The sequence below is a fragment of the Methylophaga sp. F7 genome, assembly GCF_056863975.1.
In genome coordinates this window covers 596,897-618,674 of record NZ_CM166511.1, presented here as the reverse complement: position 1 = coordinate 618,674, position 21,778 = coordinate 596,897, and the positions used below count along the sequence as shown (strand labels likewise).

General features: G+C 45.0%; 20 protein-coding genes, 2 tRNA genes and 1 pseudogene. All 23 read right to left on the bottom strand.

All coding sequences use genetic code 11. The features are described 5' to 3' along the window. Nucleotides 1-11: 11 nt before the first annotated feature. On the bottom strand, nucleotides 12-671 hold the full coding sequence (gene rpsC, locus AC08OG_RS03150; protein ID WP_292398529.1) for a 30S ribosomal protein S3: 660 nt from the start codon (nucleotides 669-671) through the stop codon (nucleotides 12-14). Between the two features lie 12 nt (nucleotides 672-683). Then, entirely contained in the window at nucleotides 684-1,016 is a 333-nt protein-coding gene (rplV, locus tag AC08OG_RS03145; RefSeq protein ID WP_014707489.1) for a 50S ribosomal protein L22, read from the bottom strand. Between the two features lie 9 nt (nucleotides 1,017-1,025). Further along, nucleotides 1,026-1,301, bottom strand: a complete 276-nt coding sequence (gene rpsS / locus AC08OG_RS03140; protein ID WP_041354584.1) for a 30S ribosomal protein S19 — start codon at nucleotides 1,299-1,301, stop codon at nucleotides 1,026-1,028. A 17-nt stretch (nucleotides 1,302-1,318) separates the two neighbouring features. Then, nucleotides 1,319-2,146 (bottom strand): 50S ribosomal protein L2, encoded by an 828-nt coding sequence (gene rplB / locus AC08OG_RS03135; protein WP_014707491.1) that lies wholly within the window; start codon nucleotides 2,144-2,146, stop codon nucleotides 1,319-1,321. A 26-nt stretch (nucleotides 2,147-2,172) separates the two neighbouring features. Beyond that, nucleotides 2,173-2,466 (bottom strand): 50S ribosomal protein L23, encoded by a 294-nt coding sequence (gene rplW, locus AC08OG_RS03130; RefSeq protein ID WP_014707492.1) that lies wholly within the window; start codon nucleotides 2,464-2,466, stop codon nucleotides 2,173-2,175. Beyond that, nucleotides 2,463-3,080 (bottom strand): 50S ribosomal protein L4, encoded by a 618-nt coding sequence (gene rplD / locus AC08OG_RS03125; protein WP_014707493.1) that lies wholly within the window; start codon nucleotides 3,078-3,080, stop codon nucleotides 2,463-2,465. Before rplD ends, rplW begins: the two co-directional genes overlap by 4 nt. A 23-nt stretch (nucleotides 3,081-3,103) precedes the next feature. Beyond that, nucleotides 3,104-3,736, bottom strand: a complete 633-nt coding sequence (rplC, locus tag AC08OG_RS03120) for a 50S ribosomal protein L3 (protein WP_014707494.1) — start codon at nucleotides 3,734-3,736, stop codon at nucleotides 3,104-3,106. Nucleotides 3,737-3,749: 13 nt separating this feature from the next. Further along, on the bottom strand, nucleotides 3,750-4,064 hold the full coding sequence (rpsJ, locus tag AC08OG_RS03115) for a 30S ribosomal protein S10 (protein ID WP_007144672.1): 315 nt from the start codon (nucleotides 4,062-4,064) through the stop codon (nucleotides 3,750-3,752). 5 nt (nucleotides 4,065-4,069) lie between these two features. Next, nucleotides 4,070-5,260, bottom strand: a complete 1,191-nt coding sequence (tuf, locus tag AC08OG_RS03110; RefSeq protein ID WP_292400745.1) for an elongation factor Tu — start codon at nucleotides 5,258-5,260, stop codon at nucleotides 4,070-4,072. Between the two features lie 24 nt (nucleotides 5,261-5,284). Next, nucleotides 5,285-7,384, bottom strand: a complete 2,100-nt coding sequence (gene fusA, locus AC08OG_RS03105; protein ID WP_292400748.1) for an elongation factor G — start codon at nucleotides 7,382-7,384, stop codon at nucleotides 5,285-5,287. Nucleotides 7,385-7,458: 74 nt separating this feature from the next. Continuing rightward, the gene (gene rpsG / locus AC08OG_RS03100) at nucleotides 7,459-7,929 is read right to left on the bottom strand and encodes a 30S ribosomal protein S7 (RefSeq protein WP_292400751.1); all 471 of its coding nucleotides are present in this window, start codon (nucleotides 7,927-7,929) and stop codon (nucleotides 7,459-7,461) included. 46 nt (nucleotides 7,930-7,975) lie between these two features. Then, a complete protein-coding gene (gene rpsL, locus AC08OG_RS03095; RefSeq protein ID WP_007144668.1) occupies nucleotides 7,976-8,350 on the bottom strand; it encodes a 30S ribosomal protein S12 in 375 nt (124 codons plus the stop codon). A gap of 152 nt (nucleotides 8,351-8,502) precedes the next feature. Next, nucleotides 8,503-12,695 (bottom strand): annotated as a pseudogene (gene rpoC, locus AC08OG_RS03090) (DNA-directed RNA polymerase subunit beta'). A gap of 54 nt (nucleotides 12,696-12,749) precedes the next feature. Continuing rightward, nucleotides 12,750-16,826, bottom strand: a complete 4,077-nt coding sequence (rpoB, locus tag AC08OG_RS03085) for a DNA-directed RNA polymerase subunit beta (protein WP_292400757.1) — start codon at nucleotides 16,824-16,826, stop codon at nucleotides 12,750-12,752. 169 nt (nucleotides 16,827-16,995) lie between these two features. Then, complete coding sequence (gene rplL, locus AC08OG_RS03080) at nucleotides 16,996-17,370, bottom strand: 50S ribosomal protein L7/L12 (RefSeq protein WP_292400760.1); 375 nt, start codon at nucleotides 17,368-17,370, stop codon at nucleotides 16,996-16,998. Between the two features lie 58 nt (nucleotides 17,371-17,428). Continuing rightward, nucleotides 17,429-17,956 (bottom strand): 50S ribosomal protein L10, encoded by a 528-nt coding sequence (rplJ, locus tag AC08OG_RS03075; protein WP_014707501.1) that lies wholly within the window; start codon nucleotides 17,954-17,956, stop codon nucleotides 17,429-17,431. 210 nt (nucleotides 17,957-18,166) lie between these two features. Continuing rightward, entirely contained in the window at nucleotides 18,167-18,859 is a 693-nt protein-coding gene (gene rplA, locus AC08OG_RS03070) for a 50S ribosomal protein L1 (RefSeq protein ID WP_292412561.1), read from the bottom strand. After that, nucleotides 18,859-19,293 carry a 50S ribosomal protein L11 gene (rplK, locus tag AC08OG_RS03065; protein ID WP_014707503.1) on the bottom strand — a complete coding sequence of 145 codons (435 nt, stop codon included), beginning with the start codon at nucleotides 19,291-19,293 and terminating at the stop codon, nucleotides 18,859-18,861. Before rplK ends, rplA begins: the two co-directional genes overlap by 1 nt. Nucleotides 19,294-19,368: 75 nt before the next feature. Beyond that, on the bottom strand, nucleotides 19,369-19,902 hold the full coding sequence (gene nusG, locus AC08OG_RS03060) for a transcription termination/antitermination protein NusG (protein ID WP_292412562.1): 534 nt from the start codon (nucleotides 19,900-19,902) through the stop codon (nucleotides 19,369-19,371). Nucleotides 19,903-19,915: 13 nt separating this feature from the next. After that, on the bottom strand, nucleotides 19,916-20,254 hold the full coding sequence (gene secE, locus AC08OG_RS03055) for a preprotein translocase subunit SecE (RefSeq protein WP_014707505.1): 339 nt from the start codon (nucleotides 20,252-20,254) through the stop codon (nucleotides 19,916-19,918). Between the two features lie 37 nt (nucleotides 20,255-20,291). Beyond that, a tRNA-Trp gene (locus AC08OG_RS03050) sits at nucleotides 20,292-20,367 on the bottom strand. A gap of 55 nt (nucleotides 20,368-20,422) precedes the next feature. After that, entirely contained in the window at nucleotides 20,423-21,613 is a 1,191-nt protein-coding gene (gene tuf, locus AC08OG_RS03045; RefSeq protein WP_292400745.1) for an elongation factor Tu, read from the bottom strand. Nucleotides 21,614-21,693: 80 nt separating this feature from the next. Beyond that, a tRNA-Thr gene (locus tag AC08OG_RS03040) sits at nucleotides 21,694-21,769 on the bottom strand. Nucleotides 21,770-21,778: the final 9 nt, after the last annotated feature.

Genomic DNA, 21,778 nt, shown 5'->3' with positions numbered 1-21,778 from the left:
TGGTTATAACCTTATTTTTCTGCAGGTGCGTTTTGTGCCGGAGCATCAAAAACTTCACCTTTAAAAATCCAAACCTTAACACCGATAATACCGTAGGTTGTTTTTGCTTCTGCAGTACCATAATCGATATCAGCACGCAGAGTGTGCAAAGGAACACGACCTTCGCGGTACCATTCGGTACGGGCAATCTCTGCGCCGTTGAGGCGACCAGCAACATTAATACGAATACCTTCAGCACCAACACGCATTGTGTTAGTAACTGCACGCTTCATAGCACGACGGAACATAATGCGACGCTCAAGCTGTTGCGCAACACTTTCAGCAACCAAGGTTGCATCAAGCTCTGGCTTGCGAATTTCTTCAACGCCGACATTGACAGGAATACCCATGATTTCTGATGCTTCCTGGCGAAGTTTGTCGATATCTTCACCTTTCTTACCAATTACAATCCCTGGACGGGCTGTATGAATGGTAATTTTTGCATTCTTAGCTGGTCTGTCGATTTGAATCTTGCTCACAGAAGCATGTGCAAGTTTCTGTTTAAGATAGTTACGTACCTTCAGATCATTATTCAGCATTTCCGAAAAATTGGCTGAATCTGCATACCAGATTGAATTCCAATTTTTAATTATACCAAGTCTGAAACCAGTTGGGTGAACCTTTTGTCCCATAAGTATTCTCTCTTACTTTTCGTCTACAACCACAGTGATGTGGCTTGTACGTTTAAGAATGCGATTACCACGGCCTTTAGCACGAGGTGACATACGCTTCATAGTCGGACCGTCATCAACCATTACGGCCGAGACGTATAATTCATCGATGTCAGCACCATCGTTGTGTTCAGCATTTGCAATCGCTGAATCCAAAACGCCTTTCATTAAATCAGCAGCTTTTTTAGGGCTGAAGGCTAGAATGTTGATAGCGCGTTCAACGGGCAAACCTCTGATTTGATCCGCTACCAAACGCACTTTTTGTGCTGAAATGCGTGCATAGCTGAGTTTAGCTTTTGTAGCCATATCTTAACCTTATCGCTTAGATTTCTTATCAGCGGCATGACCTTTAAAGGTGCGCGTTGGTGAAAACTCACCTAACTTATGCCCTACCATATCTTCTGTGACAAACACAGGTACATGCTGTTTACCATTGTGAACAGCCAGTGTGAGACCAATCATATCCGGGGAGATCATAGAACGACGTGACCAAGTTTTGATCGGACGTTTGTTACTTGCATCTCTCGCTTCCAAGACCTTCTTTTCAAGGTGATGGTCAATAAATGGACCTTTTTTAATTGAACGCGGCATCTGAAATTCCTAGCCTCTTATTTACGATTACGACGACGTACGATCATATTATCCGTACGTTTATTCTTACGAGTCTTGTAGCCTTTGGTCGGCACACCCCAAGGTGTAACAGGATGACGACCACCTGATGTGCGGCCTTCACCACCACCATGTGGATGGTCTACCGGGTTCATAACCACACCGCGAACGGTTGGTCGAACACCACGCCAGCGTTTGGCACCCGCTTTACCCAATGAACGTAATGAATGCTCGCCGTTACCGACTTCACCCATTGTTGCTTTACAATCAAGAGGTACCTTGCGTGTTTCACCGCTACGCAGACGAATAGTCGCGTAACCATTTTCACGTGCAACATATTGAACACTGCTACCAGCACTACGAGCTATCTGAGCGCCTTTACCAGGTTTCAGTTCAACACAATGAACAGTGCTACCTAATGGAATAGCTGAAAACTTTAACGTATTGCCAGCACGTATTGCTGCGTTATCACCTGATTCCAGACGATCACCTGCAGTAATACCTTTAGGAGCAATAATGTAACGCTTTTCACCATCCGCATAATTCAACAGAGCAATATGCGCTGTACGGTTTGGATCGTATTCAACACGCTCAACAACAGCTGGAATTCCATCTTTGTTGCGTTTGAAATCAACTACACGGTAGCGTTGTTTATGACCACCACCTTGATGGCGGACAGTAATACGACCGGCGTTGTTACGACCACCATTTTTAGTCTTTTTCTCTACCAAAGGTGCATAAGGAGCACCTTTGTACAGATCTGGAGTACTGACCTGCACCACAAATCTGCGACCTGCTGATGTAGGTTTAGCCTTTTTTAATGCCATTCCTGTTTCCTCACCCGTATTCTGTATTATTCGCCAAGGAAGTTGAGATCAGCACCATCAGCTAATGTCACATAGGCTTTTTTCCAGTCACTGCGTTTACCGAAACTACGGCCTACACGTTTGACTTTGCCTTTAACATTGGCTGTTGATACAGCAGCAACTTTCACATCAAAAAGGCTTTCGACAGCTTTTTTGATTTCAGCTTTGTTGGCGTTAGGCAATACTTTCAGTACTACCTGGTTATGATCTTCGGCAACACGTGATGCTTTTTCAGCAACCACTGGGCCAAGAATGATTTTGCTTAAGCGCTCTGTATTCATACAAATGACTCCTCAAGCTTGCGAATTGAGTCTTCACTCATTACGACTTTTTCAAAACGCAATAATGCAACTGGATTAACGTGAGCAGCATCTGTTGCGGCAATGTTATACAGATTGCGAGATGCAAGCGCCAGATTACCGGCAGCATTTTCGGTGACGATTAAAGCATTATCAACACCCAGTGATTTCGTCATTGCTAACAAATCTTTTGTTTTGGGTGAGTCAAGTTCAACTTTATCTACAACGACTAATGCATCTTTACGGCGTAACTCTGACAAAATGACAGATATCGCATTACGATACATTTTACGATTAACCTTCTGACTGTAATCGCGATTTTTTGATGCGAATGTCACACCACCACTACGCCATAATGGACTACGGATGGTACCAGCACGTGCACGACCACTACCTTTCTGTGCGAAAGGTTTTCTACCGCCGCCACTCACTTCTGAGCGTGTTTTCTGTGCGTGCGTACCGGCACGTCCACCCGCTAAATAAGCGGTGACAACTTGGTGCACAAGTGACTCATTAAACTCACGATCAAGAAAGGTATCAGAAACAGTAATGTTTCCGGCTTTCTTACCGTTGAATGTTTGTAACTGAAGATCCACGTTAATTCCCCTCAGAATCTTTCTTAGGCTTTCACAGCTGGGCAGACAACGACATTACTGCCTGTCGCACCTGGCACTGAGCCTTTGACCAAAATCAGGTTCCGTTCCGCATCCACTCTGACAACAGAAAGATTTTGCAACGTGCGTTTTTTATCACCCATATGGCCAGCCATTTTTTTACCCTTGAACACACGTCCAGGAGTTTGACATTGACCAATTGAACCCGGCGCTCTATGTGACAAGGAGTTACCATGCGTTGCATCACCGCCACGGAAACCGTAACGCTTAACAACACCAGCAAAGCCTTTACCTTTTGTCAGACCTGAAACATCAATCTTCTGACCAGCTTCAAAAATATCCACTTTAATTTCAGCACCAACGGCAAGATCGTCATGTGAATCCACACGGAACTCACAAACTTTACGGCCTGCTGCTGCTTGAGCCTTGGCAAAATGTCCTGCCTGTGGCTTGGTCACACGTGAAGCTTTACGCTCTCCCACTGTGACTTGAATTGCGTTGTAGCCATCTGTATCAACAGATTTCATCTGACTGATACGGTTTGGTTCTACCTCAATAACAGTAACCGGAGTTGATACACCATCTTCAGAAAAGATGCGTGTCATACCACGTTTACGTCCGATGAGTCCGATAGTCATGACCCAACCCCTCTTAGTTCAACTTAATCTGGACATCAACGCCAGCGGCGAGATCCAGCTTCATCAGAGCATCAACTGTTTTATCAGTTGGCTCAACAATATCCATAAGACGTTTGTGAGTACGGATTTCGTACTGTTCACGAGCATCTTTGTTTACATGTGGTGAAATCAGCACAGTGAATCGTTCTTTTTTGGTCGGCAATGGAATTGGTCCATTGATACGAGCACCAGTACGTTTCGCTGTTTCAACGATTTCCTTAGCTGATTGATCAATCAAACGATGGTCGAATGATTTCAGCCTAATTCTAATAGTTTGGGTTGCTGCCATTTCTATTACTCAACGATTTTACTGACGACGCCAGCACCAACAGTGCGGCCGCCTTCACGAATAGCAAAACGTAAACCTTCTTCCATCGCAATCGGATTGATTAAAGTTACGTCCATCTTGACGTTATCACCAGGCATAACCATTTCTACACCAGATGGTAATTCACATGCGCCTGTGACGTCGGTTGTACGGAAATAAAACTGTGGACGGTAACCATTGAAAAATGGTGTATGACGACCACCTTCGTCTTTCGACAAAATATACACTTCCGCTTCAAATTTTGTATGTGGCTTGATGGTGCCCGGGTGAGCCAGTACCTGTCCACGGTCAACGTCTTCACGTTTGGTACCACGTAACAACACACCAACGTTATCGCCTGCTTGACCTTGGTCCAGCAGCTTGCGGAACATTTCAACACCTGTACAGGTGGTTTTCTGGGTGTCTTTGATACCAACGATTTCTAGTTCGTCGCCAACTTTGACAATACCGCGCTCTACACGACCGGTTACAACCGTACCACGACCAGAGATAGAGAAGACGTCTTCGATAGGCATTAAGAATGCACCATCAATCGCACGTTTCGGCTCTGGGAAGTATTCGTCCATCGCTTCTGTCAGACGAATAATTGAAGGAGCACCAATTTCGCTGGTGTCGCCTTCCAATGCTTTCAGTGCTGAACCAACAATAATCGGGGTGTCATCACCTGGGAAGTCATATGAATCCAATAATTCACGTACTTCCATTTCAACCAGTTCAATCAGCTCAGCATCATCAACCATGTCTGCTTTGTTCAGGTAAACAATGATGTATGGAACACCAACCTGACGTGACAGCAAAATGTGCTCACGTGTTTGTGGCATCGGACCGTCTGCTGCGTTAACCACCAGAATTGCGCCATCCATCTGCGCCGCACCAGTAATCATGTTTTTGACATAGTCAGCATGGCCTGGGCAGTCTACGTGGGCGTAATGACGATTCGGTGTTTCGTATTCTACGTGCGCTGTCGCAATCGTAATGCCGCGCTCTCTTTCTTCCGGTGCGTTATCAATATCCGCGTAATTTTTGAATTCGCCACCTGATGCTTCTGCCATTACTTTGGTAATCGCAGCTGTCAGTGTCGTTTTACCATGGTCAACGTGACCTATGGTGCCCACGTTTACGTGGGGTTTTGTACGTTCAAATTTTGCCTTGGACATCTGTCTACCTCGTTCAACTATGTTTTATTTCGTTTTGTTAATGATTGCTTCAGCCACATTTCCAGGAATTTCACTGTACTTCGCAAACTCCATCGAATACGTTGCGCGTCCCTGTGTTGCTGAGCGTAAATCTGTTGCGTAACCGAACATTTCTGCTAATGGCACTTCTGCCTTAATTATTTTTCCGCTTGGCGCATCATCCATACCGTTGACCAAGCCGCGACGGCGATTCAAATCACCCATCACATCTCCCATATAATCTTCGGGAGTAACCACTTCAATATTCATTATCGGTTCAAGCAATGTAGGCGAAGCATCAAATGCACCATTTCTAAAGGCCATTGAGCCAGCAACTTTAAAAGCCATCTCATTTGAATCGACATCATGGTAAGAACCGTCAAACAAAGTTACTTTGACATCTTCCACAGGGTAGCCGGCTATTACACCATTTTTCATCTGCTCTTGTATACCCTTATCTACAGATGAAATGTATTCTTTTGGAACTGTCCCGCCGATCGTGGCATTTTCAAAGGCATATCCACTACCTGCAGGCATTGGTTCCAAACGTAGCCAGACATGACCATATTGGCCACGGCCGCCACTTTGGCGCACGAACTTGCCTTCAGCTTCAACTTTCTTGCGGATTGTTTCTCTATAAGCAACTTGAGGCGCGCCGACATTCGCATCAACACCAAATTCACGTTTCATACGATCAATAATAATGTCTAAATGCAACTCGCCCATTCCGGCAATAATGGTTTGAGCAGATTCTTCATCCGTCCGAACACGGAAGGATGGATCTTCTTTGGCCAACTTACCTAATGCGATAGACATTTTTTCCTGATCAGCCTGTGTTCTAGGTTCAATCGCCACCGAGATAACGGGCTCAGGAAATTCCATTCGCTCAAGTGTAATAATATGATCAGGATGACAAAGTGTTTCACCAGTAGTCGTATCTTTCAGTCCGATAGCCGCAGCTATATCACCGGCATAGACTTCGGTAATCTCTTCTCGACTGTTGGCATGCATTTGAACCAAACGTCCAATACGTTCTTTTTTTCCTTTAACAGGATTAAAAACAGCATCACCTGATTTCAAAACACCGGAGTAAACACGGAAAAAAGTTAAAGTACCAACAAACGTATCCGTTGCGATTTTAAATGCTAAAGCAGCAAACGGTTCTTTATCATCAGCCTGTCTTGTTGCGTATTCTTCTTTTTCAACATCGACCAAGCCTTTAATGGCTGGTACTTCGGTAGGAGAAGGTAAATACTCAACAACTGCGTCCAATACAGCCTGAACGCCTTTGTTTTTAAAGGCAGAGCCACAGAAAGCCGGAACGATTTCGTTTGCCAGCGCCTGAGATCGAATACCTTGTTTAATCTGTTCGTCAGTAAGCTCGCCGGTGTCGAGATACTGATTCATTAATTCTTCGTTTGCCTCGGCAGCAGCTTCAACTAACTGTTCACGATATTTCTCGCATTCAGAAAGCATATCGCCAGGAATTTCACGAGCGTCATAGGTCACACCCATGTCGTCCTGATTCCAATAAATTGCCTGCATACGCACCAAGTCGACCACACCTTCAAAGCGTTCTTCTGCCCCAATAGGTAATTGCATAACAACAGGACGTGAGCCTAAACGTTTCTTGATTTGTTCAACGACACGTAGAAAATCTGCTCCCTGACGATCCATTTTGTTAACGAATGCAAGTCGTGGAACATGGTATTTGTTTGCCTGACGCCAGACGGTTTCTGATTGGGGCTCTACGCCACCAACTGCACAGAAAACTGCAACGGCACCATCAAGCACACGCAGCGAACGTTCGACTTCGATAGTGAAGTCAACGTGACCTGGTGTATCAATAATATTTATTCGATGTTGGGGGAATTGTTGATCCATACCGGCCCAGAAGCAGGTAGTCGCAGCAGAGGTAATAGTAATACCCCGCTCTTGCTCCTGTTCCATCCAGTCCATAGTAGCAGCACCGTCGTGAACCTCACCAATTTTGTGAGAGATGCCGGTATAAAACAGCACGCGTTCAGTCGTCGTGGTTTTACCCGCGTCGATATGCGCCATGATGCCTATATTTCGGTATCTATTAATAGGTGTACTACGTGCCACTATAGCTACTCTTTACGATCAACAATGTTAAAGAACGAAACCTTGCCTGAATCTGGTCAGGCAAGGGGTATTACTTAAAATCTAAAATGTGAGAAAGCTTTATTCGCTTCAGCCATCCGATGTGTATCTTCTTTCTTCTTAACAGCTGTGCCCTTGCCTTCGTATGCATCTGAAAGTTCGCCAGCAAGTCGCATACCCATGGATTTTTCACCACGTTTGCGAGCCGCATCAACTAACCAACGCATTGCTAAAGCAATACGGCGTTCGGCACGAACTTCAACAGGTACCTGGTAAGTTGCACCACCAACGCGACGTGACTTAACTTCGACCATAGGACTGATATTTTCAATTGCTTTCTGGAAAATCTCCAGGCCATTACCACCTTTATTTTCGGACACTGAAGCCAGTGCGCCATAAGTGATTTTTTCAGCAACCGACTTTTTACCATCTTTCATGATGACGTTAATGAACTTTGCCAACCCGATATTTGCATATTTTGGATCTGGCAGAACTTCACGCTTAGCAACAACCCTTCTTCTTGGCATTTCTATATCCTAAAACTTTAATTTACGCTCAGTGCTTCCCAGGGATTTAACCTTTAGGACGTTTTGCACCATATTTAGAGCGGCCTTGACGACGTGCAGAAACACCAGAGGTATCCAAAGCACCACGCACAGTGTGATAACGCACACCAGGCAAATCTTTTACACGACCACCGCGAATTAATACAACGCTATGTTCTTGCAGATTGTGACCTTCACCACCAATGTATGAAGTCACCTCAAAACCATTTGTTAAACGTACACGAGCGACTTTACGCATCGCTGAGTTTGGTTTCTTAGGTGTTGTTGTGTAAACACGAGTGCAAACACCACGACGTTGAGGACAAGCCTGCAGAGCCGGAACATTATTCTTTTTCTTTTGCTTCAATCTCGGTTTACGAACCAACTGATTAATTGTTGCCATTAATACAACCTTAACAAATATCTATTGATGGTAGCCTGCGATACTAAATCTTCTCGCATTACCATTCCAGTAAAAAGCGGGCATCCAGATAAGGATGCCCGACAAAGAAGAGGAATTTTACAATGCACTAATGCATTGCGTCAAGGCTTCTTTTAAGAAGCTTCGTTGATTTCTTCCTCACTATTTTCAATCACTTCCGCTACAGGTTCAGTTTTAGGCACTGATCCACCGTGACGGCGACGTTGACGCTCTTTATGATAAGCCAGACCGGTACCGGCTGGTATCAAACGACCCACAATTACGTTCTCTTTCAACCCACGTAAACTGTCACTCTTGCCGGTTACTGCGGCATCGGTCAGTACACGTGTTGTTTCCTGGAACGAAGCAGCTGAAATGAATGAGTCTGTAGCCAATGACGCTTTGGTAATACCCAACAGCATTGGTGTAAACAGAACACCCATTTTATCCTGCCCAGCCAATTCATCATTAGCATCAAGCACACGGTCAAATTCGACCTGCTCGCCTTTAAGGAATTTGCTATCGCCCACGGCATCGATTTCAACTTTACGCAACATCTGTCTAACAATAACTTCGATGTGCTTATCGTTAATCTTAACGCCCTGTAAACGGTAAACTTCCTGAACTTCACTGACCATGTAGTTTGCCAATGCCAGAATACCTTTCAATCGCAAGATATCATGTGGATCTTCTGGTCCATCAACAATCATTTCACCTTTTTCAATGTGCTCACCTTCAAACACTGAAACATGGCGCCATTTTGGAATCAGCTCTTCGTGTGGCTCGCCCTCTTTAGGCGTAATAATCAAACGCTGTTTACCTTTAGTTTCTTTACCAAAGCTAATGGTACCGCTGATTTCTGCCATCAATGCTGGATCTTTTGGTTTACGTGCTTCGAACAAGTCAGCAACACGTGGCAGACCCCCGGTAATATCACGGGTCTTACTGCTTTCCTGAGGAATACGCGCCAGGATGTCACCAATCTCAACTTCCATTCCGTCAGTAACACGTACAATCGCACCACCTGGCAGGAAGTATTGAGCCGGAATATCCGTACCCACGATATTGACGTCATTACCATGGTCATCAACCAGCTTAACCATAGGACGCATATCTTTCGCTGCACTACTACGCTGTTTTGGCTCACGGATAATCAAACTGGTCAGACCAGTGACCTCATCCACTTGCTTATCAACGGTAACACCTTCAACCAGATCGCTTAGACGTACATGACCTTTTACTTCAGTTACAACCGGGTGAGTATGTGGATCCCATGTTGCAACAATTTGTCCCGCTTCAACTGCATCATCATCTGCTACAGCAATTTCAGCACCATAAGGAATCTTATAACGTTCACGCTCACGGCCGTTTTCATCAATCAGATGCAATTCACCAGAACGGGAAACAGCGATAAATTTACCGGCTGAGTTTTCTACAGACTTAATGTTGAAGTAACGGATATGCCCTTTAAACTTCAGTACAACTGAATTATCTGCAGCGGTACGAGAAGCAGCACCACCAATGTGGAAGGTACGCATGGTTAACTGTGTACCTGGTTCACCGATAGATTGTGCAGCAATAACACCAACAGCTTCGCCAACATTAATCTTATGTCCACGACCAAGGTCACGGCCATAACATGAAGCACAAACACCGTAGCGAGATTCGCAGGTAATTGCACTGCGAACCATAACTTCATCAATACCTTCACGTTCCAGTTTGGTAACAGAGCCTTCATCAATCATATGGCCTGTCTGCAGTACGACTTCGCCATCACTGTTCAGGACATCTTCAGAAACAACTCGACCCAGTACACGTTCACCAAGTGCTTCAACAACATCACCACCTTCAATGATTGGTGTCATGCTGATACCGTTAGTGGTACCACAATCATCTTCGATTACAACCAAGTCCTGCGATACGTCAACCAGACGACGTGTCAAATAACCAGAGTTAGCTGTTTTCAATGCAGTATCGGCAAGACCTTTACGAGCACCATGTGTTGAGATGAAGTACTGTAATACGTCGAGACCTTCACGGAAGTTAGCCGTGATTGGTGTTTCGATGATTGAGCCATCTGGCTTAGCCATCAGACCACGCATACCCGCCAACTGACGAATCTGTGCAGCACTACCACGAGCACCTGAATCAGCCATCATATAGATGGAGTTCATTGATTGTTGCTGAACCTGATTACCTTCGGCATCAAGAACAGTATCGGTACCCAGACCATCCATCATTGCTTTAGCAATTTGATCGTTGGTACGAGACCAGATATCGATGATCTTGTTGTAACGTTCACCATCAGTAACCAAACCAGAAGCATATTGCGTCGCAATCTCTTCCACTTCAGCTTCAGCTTTAGCCAGAATGTTGCCTTTGGCTTCTGGTATCACCATGTCATCTGCACAAACAGACGCACCTGACATAGTGGCCTGGTTAAAGCCCAGATACATCAGTTGATCTGCAAAAATAACAGTATCTTTTAAACCTAAACGACGGTAGCAAGTGTTGATCAGATCACCAATAGCTTTCTTCGTCATGGTGCGATCAACAACGGCAAAAGGCAGACCTTTTGGCACAATACTAAACAGCATTGCACGACCTACGGTTGTTTCAATACGGATAGTACGATTTTGTTCAGGCTCAGGTAATGTGACATCTGTTTCGTCGATTCGGACCATCACTTTCGCATGCAATGAAACCGCTTTATTATCATAAGCACGTCTCAGCTCTGAGATATCCGCAAAGCGACTTCCCTCACCCTTTTCATTGACTAAAGAACGAGTCATGTAATACAGACCCAGTACAACGTCCTGTGAAGGGATAATGATTGGCTCGCCGTTTGCTGGTGACAATATGTTATTTGTCGCCATCATCAACGAACGTGCTTCAAGTTGCGCTTCTAAAGACAATGGTACGTGAACAGCCATTTGGTCACCGTCAAAGTCGGCGTTATATGCCGCACAGACCAGTGGGTGCAACTGAATGGCTTTACCTTCAATCAATAAAGGTTCAAACGCTTGAATACCAAGACGATGCAGTGTAGGCGCACGGTTCAGTAGAACCGGATGCTCACGAATAACATCTTCAAGAATATCCCAGACTTCCGGACCTTCACGTTCGACCATTTTTTTGGCCGCTTTAATCGTTGTGGCCTGACCACTACGTTCCAGTTTGCCGTAAATAAATGGTTTGAACAGTTCAAGAGCCATTTTTTTGGTAAACCACATTGATGCAGTTTCAGGTATGGCCCGACAACGATAACTGAACGACCGGAATAATCGACACGTTTACCGAGCAAGTTTTGACGGAAACGACCTTGTTTACCTTTGATCATATCGGCCAGCGATTTCAACGGCATACGGTTGGTACCGGTAATCGCACGACCACGACGACCGTTATCCAACAGTGCATCGACAGATTCCTGCAACATCCGTTTTTCATTACGCACAATGATATCTGGAGCATTCAGGTCCAACAGGCGTTTCAGACGATTGTTACGGTTGATTACTCGACGGTACAGATCATTCAGATCTGAAGTCGCAAAACGACCACCATCCAATGGAACCAAAGGGCGCAGGTCAGGTGGTAATACCGGTAATACTTCCATGACCATCCATTCAGGTTTATTACCTGAATCCAGGAAGGCTTCCATCAATTTCAGACGTTTGGTCAGCTTCTTAATCTTGGTTTCGGAGTTGGTGCCTTCGATTTGATCTCGGATAACATCAACTTCTTTCGTAAGATCGATACTTCTTAACAGTTCCTGTACCGCTTCGGCACCCATACGGGCATCAAATTCATCGCCGTATTCTTCAACAGCTTGCATGAACATTTCATCAGAAAGTAATTGACCTCTTTCCAAAGGGGTCATGCCTGGATCAACAACGATAAACGCTTCAAAATACAAAACACGTTCGATATCACGAAGTGTCATATCCAGGAACAGTGAAATCCGTGATGGCAGAGATTTCAGGAACCAGATGTGTGCTACCGGACTGGCAAGTTCAATGTGACCCATACGTTCACGACGTACTTTGGCCACAGTGACTTCAACGCCACACTTCTCACAAATTACACCACGATGTTTCAGGCGTTTGTACTTACCACACAAACATTCGTAGTCTTTAACCGGACCAAAAATCTTGCAACAGAATAAACCTTCACGTTCTGGCTTAAAGGTACGGTAGTTAATAGTTTCCGGTTTTTTAACTTCACCAAACGACCAGGAACGCACCATTTTTGGTGATGCCAGACCGATGCGAATCGCATCAAATTCTTCTGGCTGGGTTTGTTGCTTTAACATGTTAAGCAAATCTTTCATATTTTTTCTCCGCTGTCGTTAAACGACATATGTCCTGATTATCGGTTTGCGTTCTTACTCTTCAACCAGGTCGACATCAATACCCAGTGAGCGAATCTCACGTGTTAATACTTTGAAGGATTCAGGCATACCTGCATCCATCCGATAATCACCATCAACGATGTTTTTATAAATCTTGGTCCGGCCGTTAACATCATCTGATTTGACTGTCAGCATTTCCTGAAGTGTATAAGCAGCACCATATGCTTGCAGTGCCCAAACCTCCATCTCACCAAAGCGCTGACCACCAAACTGCGCTTTACCACCCAACGGCTGTTGCGTGACAAGGCTGTAAGGACCAGTTGAACGAGCATGCATCTTGTCATCAACCAAGTGATTCAGTTTGAGGATATGCATGTAACCAATAGTGACCGGTCGGTGGAATGTTTCACCCGTACGACCATCTATCAGCTTGGCCTGGCCTGTTGCAGGTAAGCCAGCCAACTCTAGCATCGCTTTAATTTCGCCTTCGTCAGCACCGTCAAATACTGGTGTTGCCATCGGCACACCAGCTTGCAGATTGCCGGCTAGTTCAATGATTTCTTCATCATTTAATGAATCCAAATCTTCTTTTTTACCGCTGGTGTTATAGATCTTACCCAAGAATTCTCTCAGTTCTGCAATATCTCGTTGTTGCTGAAGCATTTCTTCGATCTTATAGCCCAGACCTTTTGCAGCCCAACCAAGATGAACTTCCAGGATCTGACCGATATTCATACGTGATGGAACACCAAGCGGATTCAGAACGATGTCAACCGGACGACCATCCTGGGTATAAGGCATATCTTCAACCGGGACGATATTTGAAATAACACCTTTGTTACCATGACGACCAGCCAATTTATCACCAGGCTGGATACGACGTTTAACAGCCAGAAACACTTTAACCATACGTTGAACGCCTGGCGCCAGATCATGACCTGAGGTCAGCTTATCTTTCTTGATTTGGAAAGCTTCATCCATATCATTACGATATTGCTTGATTTGGTTGGCAGTAGATTCAAGCATTGCGTTCAGTTCATCTGAAGCCATCTGAATGTCATACCACTGAGATTTCTCAAGTGTTTTCAGATATGCCTTGGTGATTTTGTCACCTTTCTTCAGACCAGGCGCTTTATCTGCGACTTTTCCTGACAAGTTACGTTCCAGACGGGCAAATACGTCATCGACCATAATACGATGTTGATCTTTTAAATCTGCCCAGACTTTTTCAAGTTCAGCTTTTTCGATCTGACGGGTACGTTCATCTTTTTCAACACCATCACGAGTGAAAACCTGTACATCAACGACTGTACCGTAAGTACCTGAAGGTACTCGTAAAGAAGAGTCTTTAACGTCAGCAGCCTTTTCACCAAAGATCGCTCTTAGCAGTTTTTCTTCAGGTGTTAATTGTGTTTCACCTTTAGGTGTAACTTTACCGACCAGAATATCGCCAGGCTTAACTTCAGCACCAACATATACAATGCCTGACTCATCCAGTTTTGCCAGAGCACTTTCACTGACGTTGGGAATATCACCCGTTACTTCTTCAGTCCCTAACTTGGTATCACGCGCCAGACAATTCAGTTCCTGAATATGAATAGTGGTAAAACGATCTTCTTCAACAACACGTTCTGATAACAAAATCGAATCTTCGAAGTTGTAACCATTCCACGGCATAAAGGCAACCAGCATATTTTGTCCCAGCGCCAACTCACCTTTGTCAGTTGAAGGACCATCTGCCAGAACATCGCCTTTGGCAACAATATCACCAGGCTTGACGATCGGGCGTTGGTTTATCGTGGTGCTTTGATTTGAACGGGCATATTTGATCAGGTTATAGATATCAACACCTGATTCGTTGTCTTCCGTTTCATCATCATTTACCCGGATAACAATCCGGCTTGCATCGACAGAATCCACTTCACCGCCACGTTTGGCTGACACCATAACGCCGGAATCCTGAGCAACTACGCGCTCCATACCGGTACCAACTAATGGTTTATCAGCACGCAATGTCGGTACTGCCTGACGTTGCATGTTTGAACCCATCAAGGCACGGTTAGCATCATCATGTTCCAGAAATGGAATCAATGAGGCAGCAACTGATACAACCTGACGTGGTGAGACGTCCATCAACTGCACCTGCTCTGATGGCATTAATGAGAATTCATTTTTATGACGACAGGGAACCATATTGTCGGCAATTGAATAATCATCATTCAGATTGATAGTTGCCTGTGCAATACGGTATTCACCTTCATCAATTGCAGACAAATAAACGATTTCATCTGTTGCTTTACCATCAATGACTTTACGGTAAGGTGTTTCGATAAACCCGTAACGATTGGTTCTGGCATAACAAGCCAAAGAGTTAATCAAACCGATGTTTGGACCTTCAGGTGTTTCAATTGGGCAAACACGACCGTAATGGGTTGGATGAACGTCACGAACTTCGAAACCTGCCCGCTCACGTGTCAGACCACCAGGTCCTAACGCTGATACACGACGCTTATGGGTTACTTCAGATAATGGATTATTTTGATCCATAAACTGCGATAACTGGCTTGAACCAAAGAATTCTTTAATCGCTGCAGCAACGGGTTTAGCGTTGATTAATTGCTGTGGCATCAACCCTTCAGATTCGGCAATGCTTAAACGTTCACGAACTGCACGTTCAACACGAACCAAACCAACACGGAATTGGTTTTCTGCCATTTCACCAACACTACGTACCCGACGATTTCCAAGGTGGTCAATATCATCGACCACACCAAAACCATTACGGATACCGATCAGTTCTTCCAATACTGCAACAATATCTTCTTTAGAAAGGATGCCTTCCCCATCCAGTTCTTCACGACCCAGACGCCGGTTGAATTTCATCCGACCGACATTCGACAGATCGTAACGATCCTGACTGAAAAACAGGCTGGTAAATAAGTTTTGTGCCGCATCTTCCGTTGGTGGTTCACCAGGACGCATCATCCGGTAAATTTCAACTTTTGCTTCTAACGCACTGCGAGTTTCATCAAGACGCAATGTGTCAGACATGTAAGGACCATGGTCCAGATCATTGGCATAAATGGTATCAATCACATCAATACCAAAGCGTTCAAAAACTTCCAGCAGATCACTGGTGATTTCATCATTAGCATTTGCTAATAGCTCACCGGTAGCTGGATCAACTATGTCCTTGGCGATCACTTTGCCGACCAGATAAGTTGCTGGCACAGCCAGTGTGTTCATTGAAGCTTTTTCCATCTGGCGGATGTGACGACCAGTAATCTGACGTTCGGCTTCTACAAGCACTTCTCCATCAGAACCGATGATATCAAAGGGTACAGATTGGCCACGCAGACGCTGTGGTTGTAAAGCTAATTCAAAGCCATCACCTTTACGGGTGAAGACATCGTTCTCGAAAAAGATTTCCAGGATTTCCTGGTTGCTGTATTCCAACGCACGCAACAGAATCGACGCCGGTAATTTACGACGACGATCGATACGGACAAATACAGCATCTTTAGGGTCAAACTCGAAATCCAACCATGAACCACGGTAAGGAATGACACGAGCGTTATAAAGAATCTTGCCCGATGAATGAGTTTTCCCTTTATCACTATCAAAAAACACACCTGGGGAGCGGTGTAATTGTGAAACGATTACACGCTCTGTTCCATTAATGACAAAGTTACCTTTTTCCGTCATTAATGGGATTTCACCCATGTAAACTTCCTGCTCTTTAATGTCCTTGACTACCTTGGACTTTGCAGGGGCGTCTTTGTCATAAATAACCAGACGCATTTTAACTCTAAGAGGTGCAGCATATGTCACACCACGTAGTTGACATTCCTTGACGTCAAACGCTGGCGTTCCGAGACGGTAGCTGACGTATTGCAATTCCGCCATACCCGTGTGACTTTTAATCGGGAACACTGAGTCAAAGGCTGCGTGCAAACCCATTGCACTGCGTTCATCAGCAGGGACGACCATTTGCAGGAAATCCTGATATGAGTTGACCTGAGTTGCCAGTAAGTTTGGAACGGTCAAGACACTTGGACGCTTGCCAAAATCTTTACGAATCCGTTTTTTCTCGGTAAACGTATAAGCCATGTATTACACCTCGAAGAAACACCTGCTTTCTTTTAACAGAAATGCAGGTAGGGTCATATATTGTAGGTGGCCGAATGTCGATCGGCCTGCAACGGAAAAAGGCCGGTGACTAAAGTCACCAGCCATTTTCTTTTTCGTGGCAGTAAACTGACCACGATTGTAGGTGTGCTTACTTAAGTTCAGCAGTCGCACCAGCTTCTTTCAATTGTTTCAGAACGTCTTCAGCTTCTGCTTTTTCAACGCCTTCTTTAACAGTTGCTGGAACGCCTTCTACCATGTCTTTAGCTTCTTTCAAGCCCAGACCGGTCAATGCACGAACAACTTTGATAACGCCAACTTTGTTTTCGCCAAAGCTAGTCATTACAACGTTGAACTCTGATTGTTCTTCAGCAGCAGCGGCAGCTGGAGCAGCGGCAGCAGCAGCGGCAACAGGAGCAGCGGCAGTTACGCCAAATTTTTCTTCCATTGCTTCGATCAGATCTACGATCTCAACAACAGTCATATTGGAAATCGCTTCCAAGATATCGTCTTTAGATACAGCCATGATATTTTCCTATTTCAAGCTTACAGAATTAAATAATAAGTTACTTATCCAAAATGGATTAAGCAGCTTGTTTTGCGTCGCGAACGGCCGCAAATGTGCGAACCATTTTGCTGGTAGGCGCTTGCAAAGTACGAACAAATTTTTCGATTGGTGCTTTAAGCGTACCCATGAACATGCTGATAGCTTGATCTTTGGTAGGCATTTTCGCCAAACGGTCTAAGTCGGAAGCAGGTAAAAGCTTGCCACCTAATGAAACCATTTTGACTTCGAGTTTTTTGTTGTCTTTAGCAAAATCAGCCATGACGCGTGCAACGGCACCTGGATCTTCCATAGAAAATCCGAATACCAAAGGTCCAGTCATTCCTTCCTGCATGCAGGCGAAATCTGTACCTTCAACAGCACGGCGAGCTAATGTATTACGTACTACACGTAAATAAACATTTTGCTCACGCGCTGCGAGTCGCAACGCTGTCATTTCTGAAACAGTCAAACCACGATATTCTGCTGCTACAGCAGAAAACGCGGATGATGCAATTTCAGCGACCTCAGCAACGACGGCCTTTTTACCTTCGAGATTTAAAGCCACCTAAGACCTCCTTAGGTTCACTACTCACAATCAAGTAGCGTGTGTTGCTAACAAAAGAAGTGTTGCCACTTCCACCTTCACGGCATTCAACCTCAGAAACTTCTGTAGCTGAACCCGTCTGCGCAGGCAGACTAATGTCTATTAAATTTTCATGCCTGCGGTCTTAGACGACCCAGTGAAATCACTGGGCGGTCCAATTCTTTTTCCTGATTAAGCCAGGAATGATTTATCTACTGGAACACCTGCACCCATGGTGCTTGAAACACTGATGCGTTTGATATAAACACCTTTAGCAGAGCTCGGTTTCAGTTTATTCAGATCGTCCAGTAAGGCAAGCAGGTTTTGACGTAAAGCTTCAACTTCAAATCCTGCATTACCGATTGCACAATGGATGATACCGGCTTTATCAGTACGGTAACGAACCTGTCCTGATTTAGCATTCTTAACCGCTTCAGCGACATTTGGCGTAACCGTTCCGACTTTAGGGTTAGGCATCAGTCCACGTGGACCCAGCACTTGACCTAAAGTACCAACGATGCGCATTGCATCTGGCGAAGCGATAACGACATCAAAATCCATGTTACCGGCTTTAATTGATTCAGCTAAATCTTCGAAACCAACAATATCAGCGCCGGCATCTTTCGCTGCATCAGCATTAGCACCTTGGGCAAAAACAGCAACACGTACCGTTTTACCTGTGCCGTTTGGTAATACAGTTGAACTACGTACAACCTGATCCGATTTACGTGGGTCAACACCCAGATTGATTGAGACATCAATAGACTCAACAAATTTGGCTGATGCATTATCTTTTACAAAACTTAACGCTTCATCAAGTTCAAACAGTTTACCGGCAGTCAGCTTTTCGCGAATAGCGCGACTTCTTTTTCCAAGAGCAGCCATTATTCAACCCCTTCTGTATTCAAACCCATACTACGCGCAGTACCGGCAATTGTTCTAACAGCGGCATCTAAGTCAGCAGCTGAAAGATCCGGCATTTTGGTATTGGCAATTTCTTCCAATTGAGCGCGGGTTACAGTTCCGACTTTGTCGGTATTCGGGCGGGCACTACCACTTTTCAGGTTGGCTGCTTTTTTCAGTAAAACAGAAGCCGGTGGTGTTTTAGTAATAAACGTAAAACTTTTATCATTAAACACTGTAATCACAACTGGTGTAGGCAAGCCTGGTTCCAGATTTTGTGTTTTTGCGTTAAACGCTTTACAGAATTCCATGATGTTCACACCATGCTGACCCAATGCAGGACCAACAGGAGGACTTGGGTTTGCCTGACCAGCTGCAACCTGCAGCTTGATATAGGCTGTTATCTTTTTAGCCATTATTAACTCCTAAACGGGTACTAACGCCTTACGGCTCCCCAATAACAATCCAGTAGAAACTGGGCTTTTTCTAGCCTAGCCTTTGGCGACTTGGCTGAATTCAAGTTCGACAGGTGTTGAGCGACCAAAAATAACTACCTCAACACGCAATCTGCTTTTCTCATAGTTGACTTCTTCGACAACACCGGTGAAGTCATTAAACGGTCCGTCTGTGACGCGTACTACTTCGCCAGGTTCAAACAGAACTTTCGGACGAGGACTTTCGACACCTTCCTGAACACGTTGCAGAATTTGTTCTGCTTCTTTATCGGAGATAGGTGCTGGGCGATCACCTGTACCACCAATAAAACGTAAGACCCGTGGCAGATCATTCACAACATGCCAAGTTTCGTCATCCATTTCCATATTCACAAGCACATAGCCTGGAAAGAACTTACGTTCACTACGGCGTTTTTGACCTTCACGCATTTCCACAACTTCTTCAGTAGGAACGAGAATGTCACCGAATTTTTCTTCCAGTCCCATACGGGCTACACGTTCTTCTAAAGAACGTTTAACTTGTCCTTCGTAGCCGGAATAGGCTTGTATTACGTACCAGCGTTTACTCATTTCACATCCAGCTTTATAAAGTCAGCGCGCGAACGGCCCAACCTAATAGTGAGTCATATCCCCACAACATGATGGCAACAACAATAACCATTACGATAACTACCAGGGTCGTTTGTAAAGTTTCCTGCCGGGTTGGCCAGACAACTTTTCTCACTTCTACCTGAGTATCACCTATATATGATAACACTGTTGCACCCACAGCTGCGCGAGATACAATAAACAAGGAAAGTGCAGCCACCGCAAGGAGGCCAAGCACACGCAGCAATGTTGAATACTCAGAGTAGGTATAAAACAAAGCAATCGCAGCGACCATTAAGGCGGCTGCGACTATTAATTTGAGTTTATCTGCCATTGTTTTTGTTATTTATCCATCTTGATGAAAACAAAAATGGCAGGCCAGGAGGGAATCGAACCCCCAACCTACGGTTTTGGAGACCGTCGCTCTGCCAATTGAGCTACTGGCCTAACATATGCTCCCATTCGGCTGAGCACCCATGTGCTCAGCCATAAGCATTATATACTATTCGACGATCTTACTGACGACTCCAGCACCAACGGTGCGGCCGCCTTCACGAATAGCAAAACGTAAACCTTCTTCCATCGCAATCGGATTGATTAAAGTTACGTCCATCTTGACGTTATCACCAGGCATAACCATTTCTACACCAGATGGTAATTCACATGCGCCTGTGACGTCGGTTGTACGGAAATAAAACTGTGGACGGTAACCATTGAAAAATGGTGTATGACGACCACCTTCGTCTTTCGACAAAATATACACTTCCGCTTCAAATTTTGTATGTGGCTTGATGGTGCCCGGGTGAGCCAGTACCTGTCCACGGTCAACGTCTTCACGTTTGGTACCACGTAACAACACACCAACGTTATCGCCTGCTTGACCTTGGTCCAGCAGCTTGCGGAACATTTCAACACCTGTACAGGTGGTTTTCTGGGTGTCTTTGATACCAACGATTTCTAGTTCGTCGCCAACTTTGACAATACCGCGCTCTACACGACCGGTTACAACCGTACCACGACCAGAGATAGAGAAGACGTCTTCGATAGGCATTAAGAATGCACCATCAATCGCACGTTTCGGCTCTGGGAAGTATTCGTCCATCGCTTCTGTCAGACGAATAATTGAAGGAGCACCAATTTCGCTGGTGTCGCCTTCCAATGCTTTCAGTGCTGAACCAACAATAATCGGGGTGTCATCACCTGGGAAGTCATATGAATCCAATAATTCACGTACTTCCATTTCAACCAGTTCAATCAGCTCAGCATCATCAACCATGTCTGCTTTGTTCAGGTAAACAATGATGTATGGAACACCAACCTGACGTGACAGCAAAATGTGCTCACGTGTTTGTGGCATCGGACCGTCTGCTGCGTTAACCACCAGAATTGCGCCATCCATCTGCGCCGCACCAGTAATCATGTTTTTGACATAGTCAGCATGGCCTGGGCAGTCTACGTGGGCGTAATGACGATTCGGTGTTTCGTATTCTACGTGCGCTGTCGCAATCGTAATGCCGCGCTCTCTTTCTTCCGGTGCGTTATCAATATCCGCGTAATTTTTGAATTCGCCACCTGATGCTTCTGCCATTACTTTGGTAATCGCAGCTGTCAGTGTCGTTTTACCATGGTCAACGTGACCTATGGTGCCCACGTTTACGTGGGGTTTTGTACGTTCAAATTTTGCCTTAGACATGCCAGTCTCCCCGCCAAACTTTTTTAATTGTTAAAATCAAAAACAGGCAAGGTACTCCCTGCCCAATCAAATCGAAATAATGGAGCCCGCAATCAGAATCGAACTGATGACCTCATCCTTACCATGGATGCGCTCTACCGACTGAGCTATGCGGGCCATATCTTC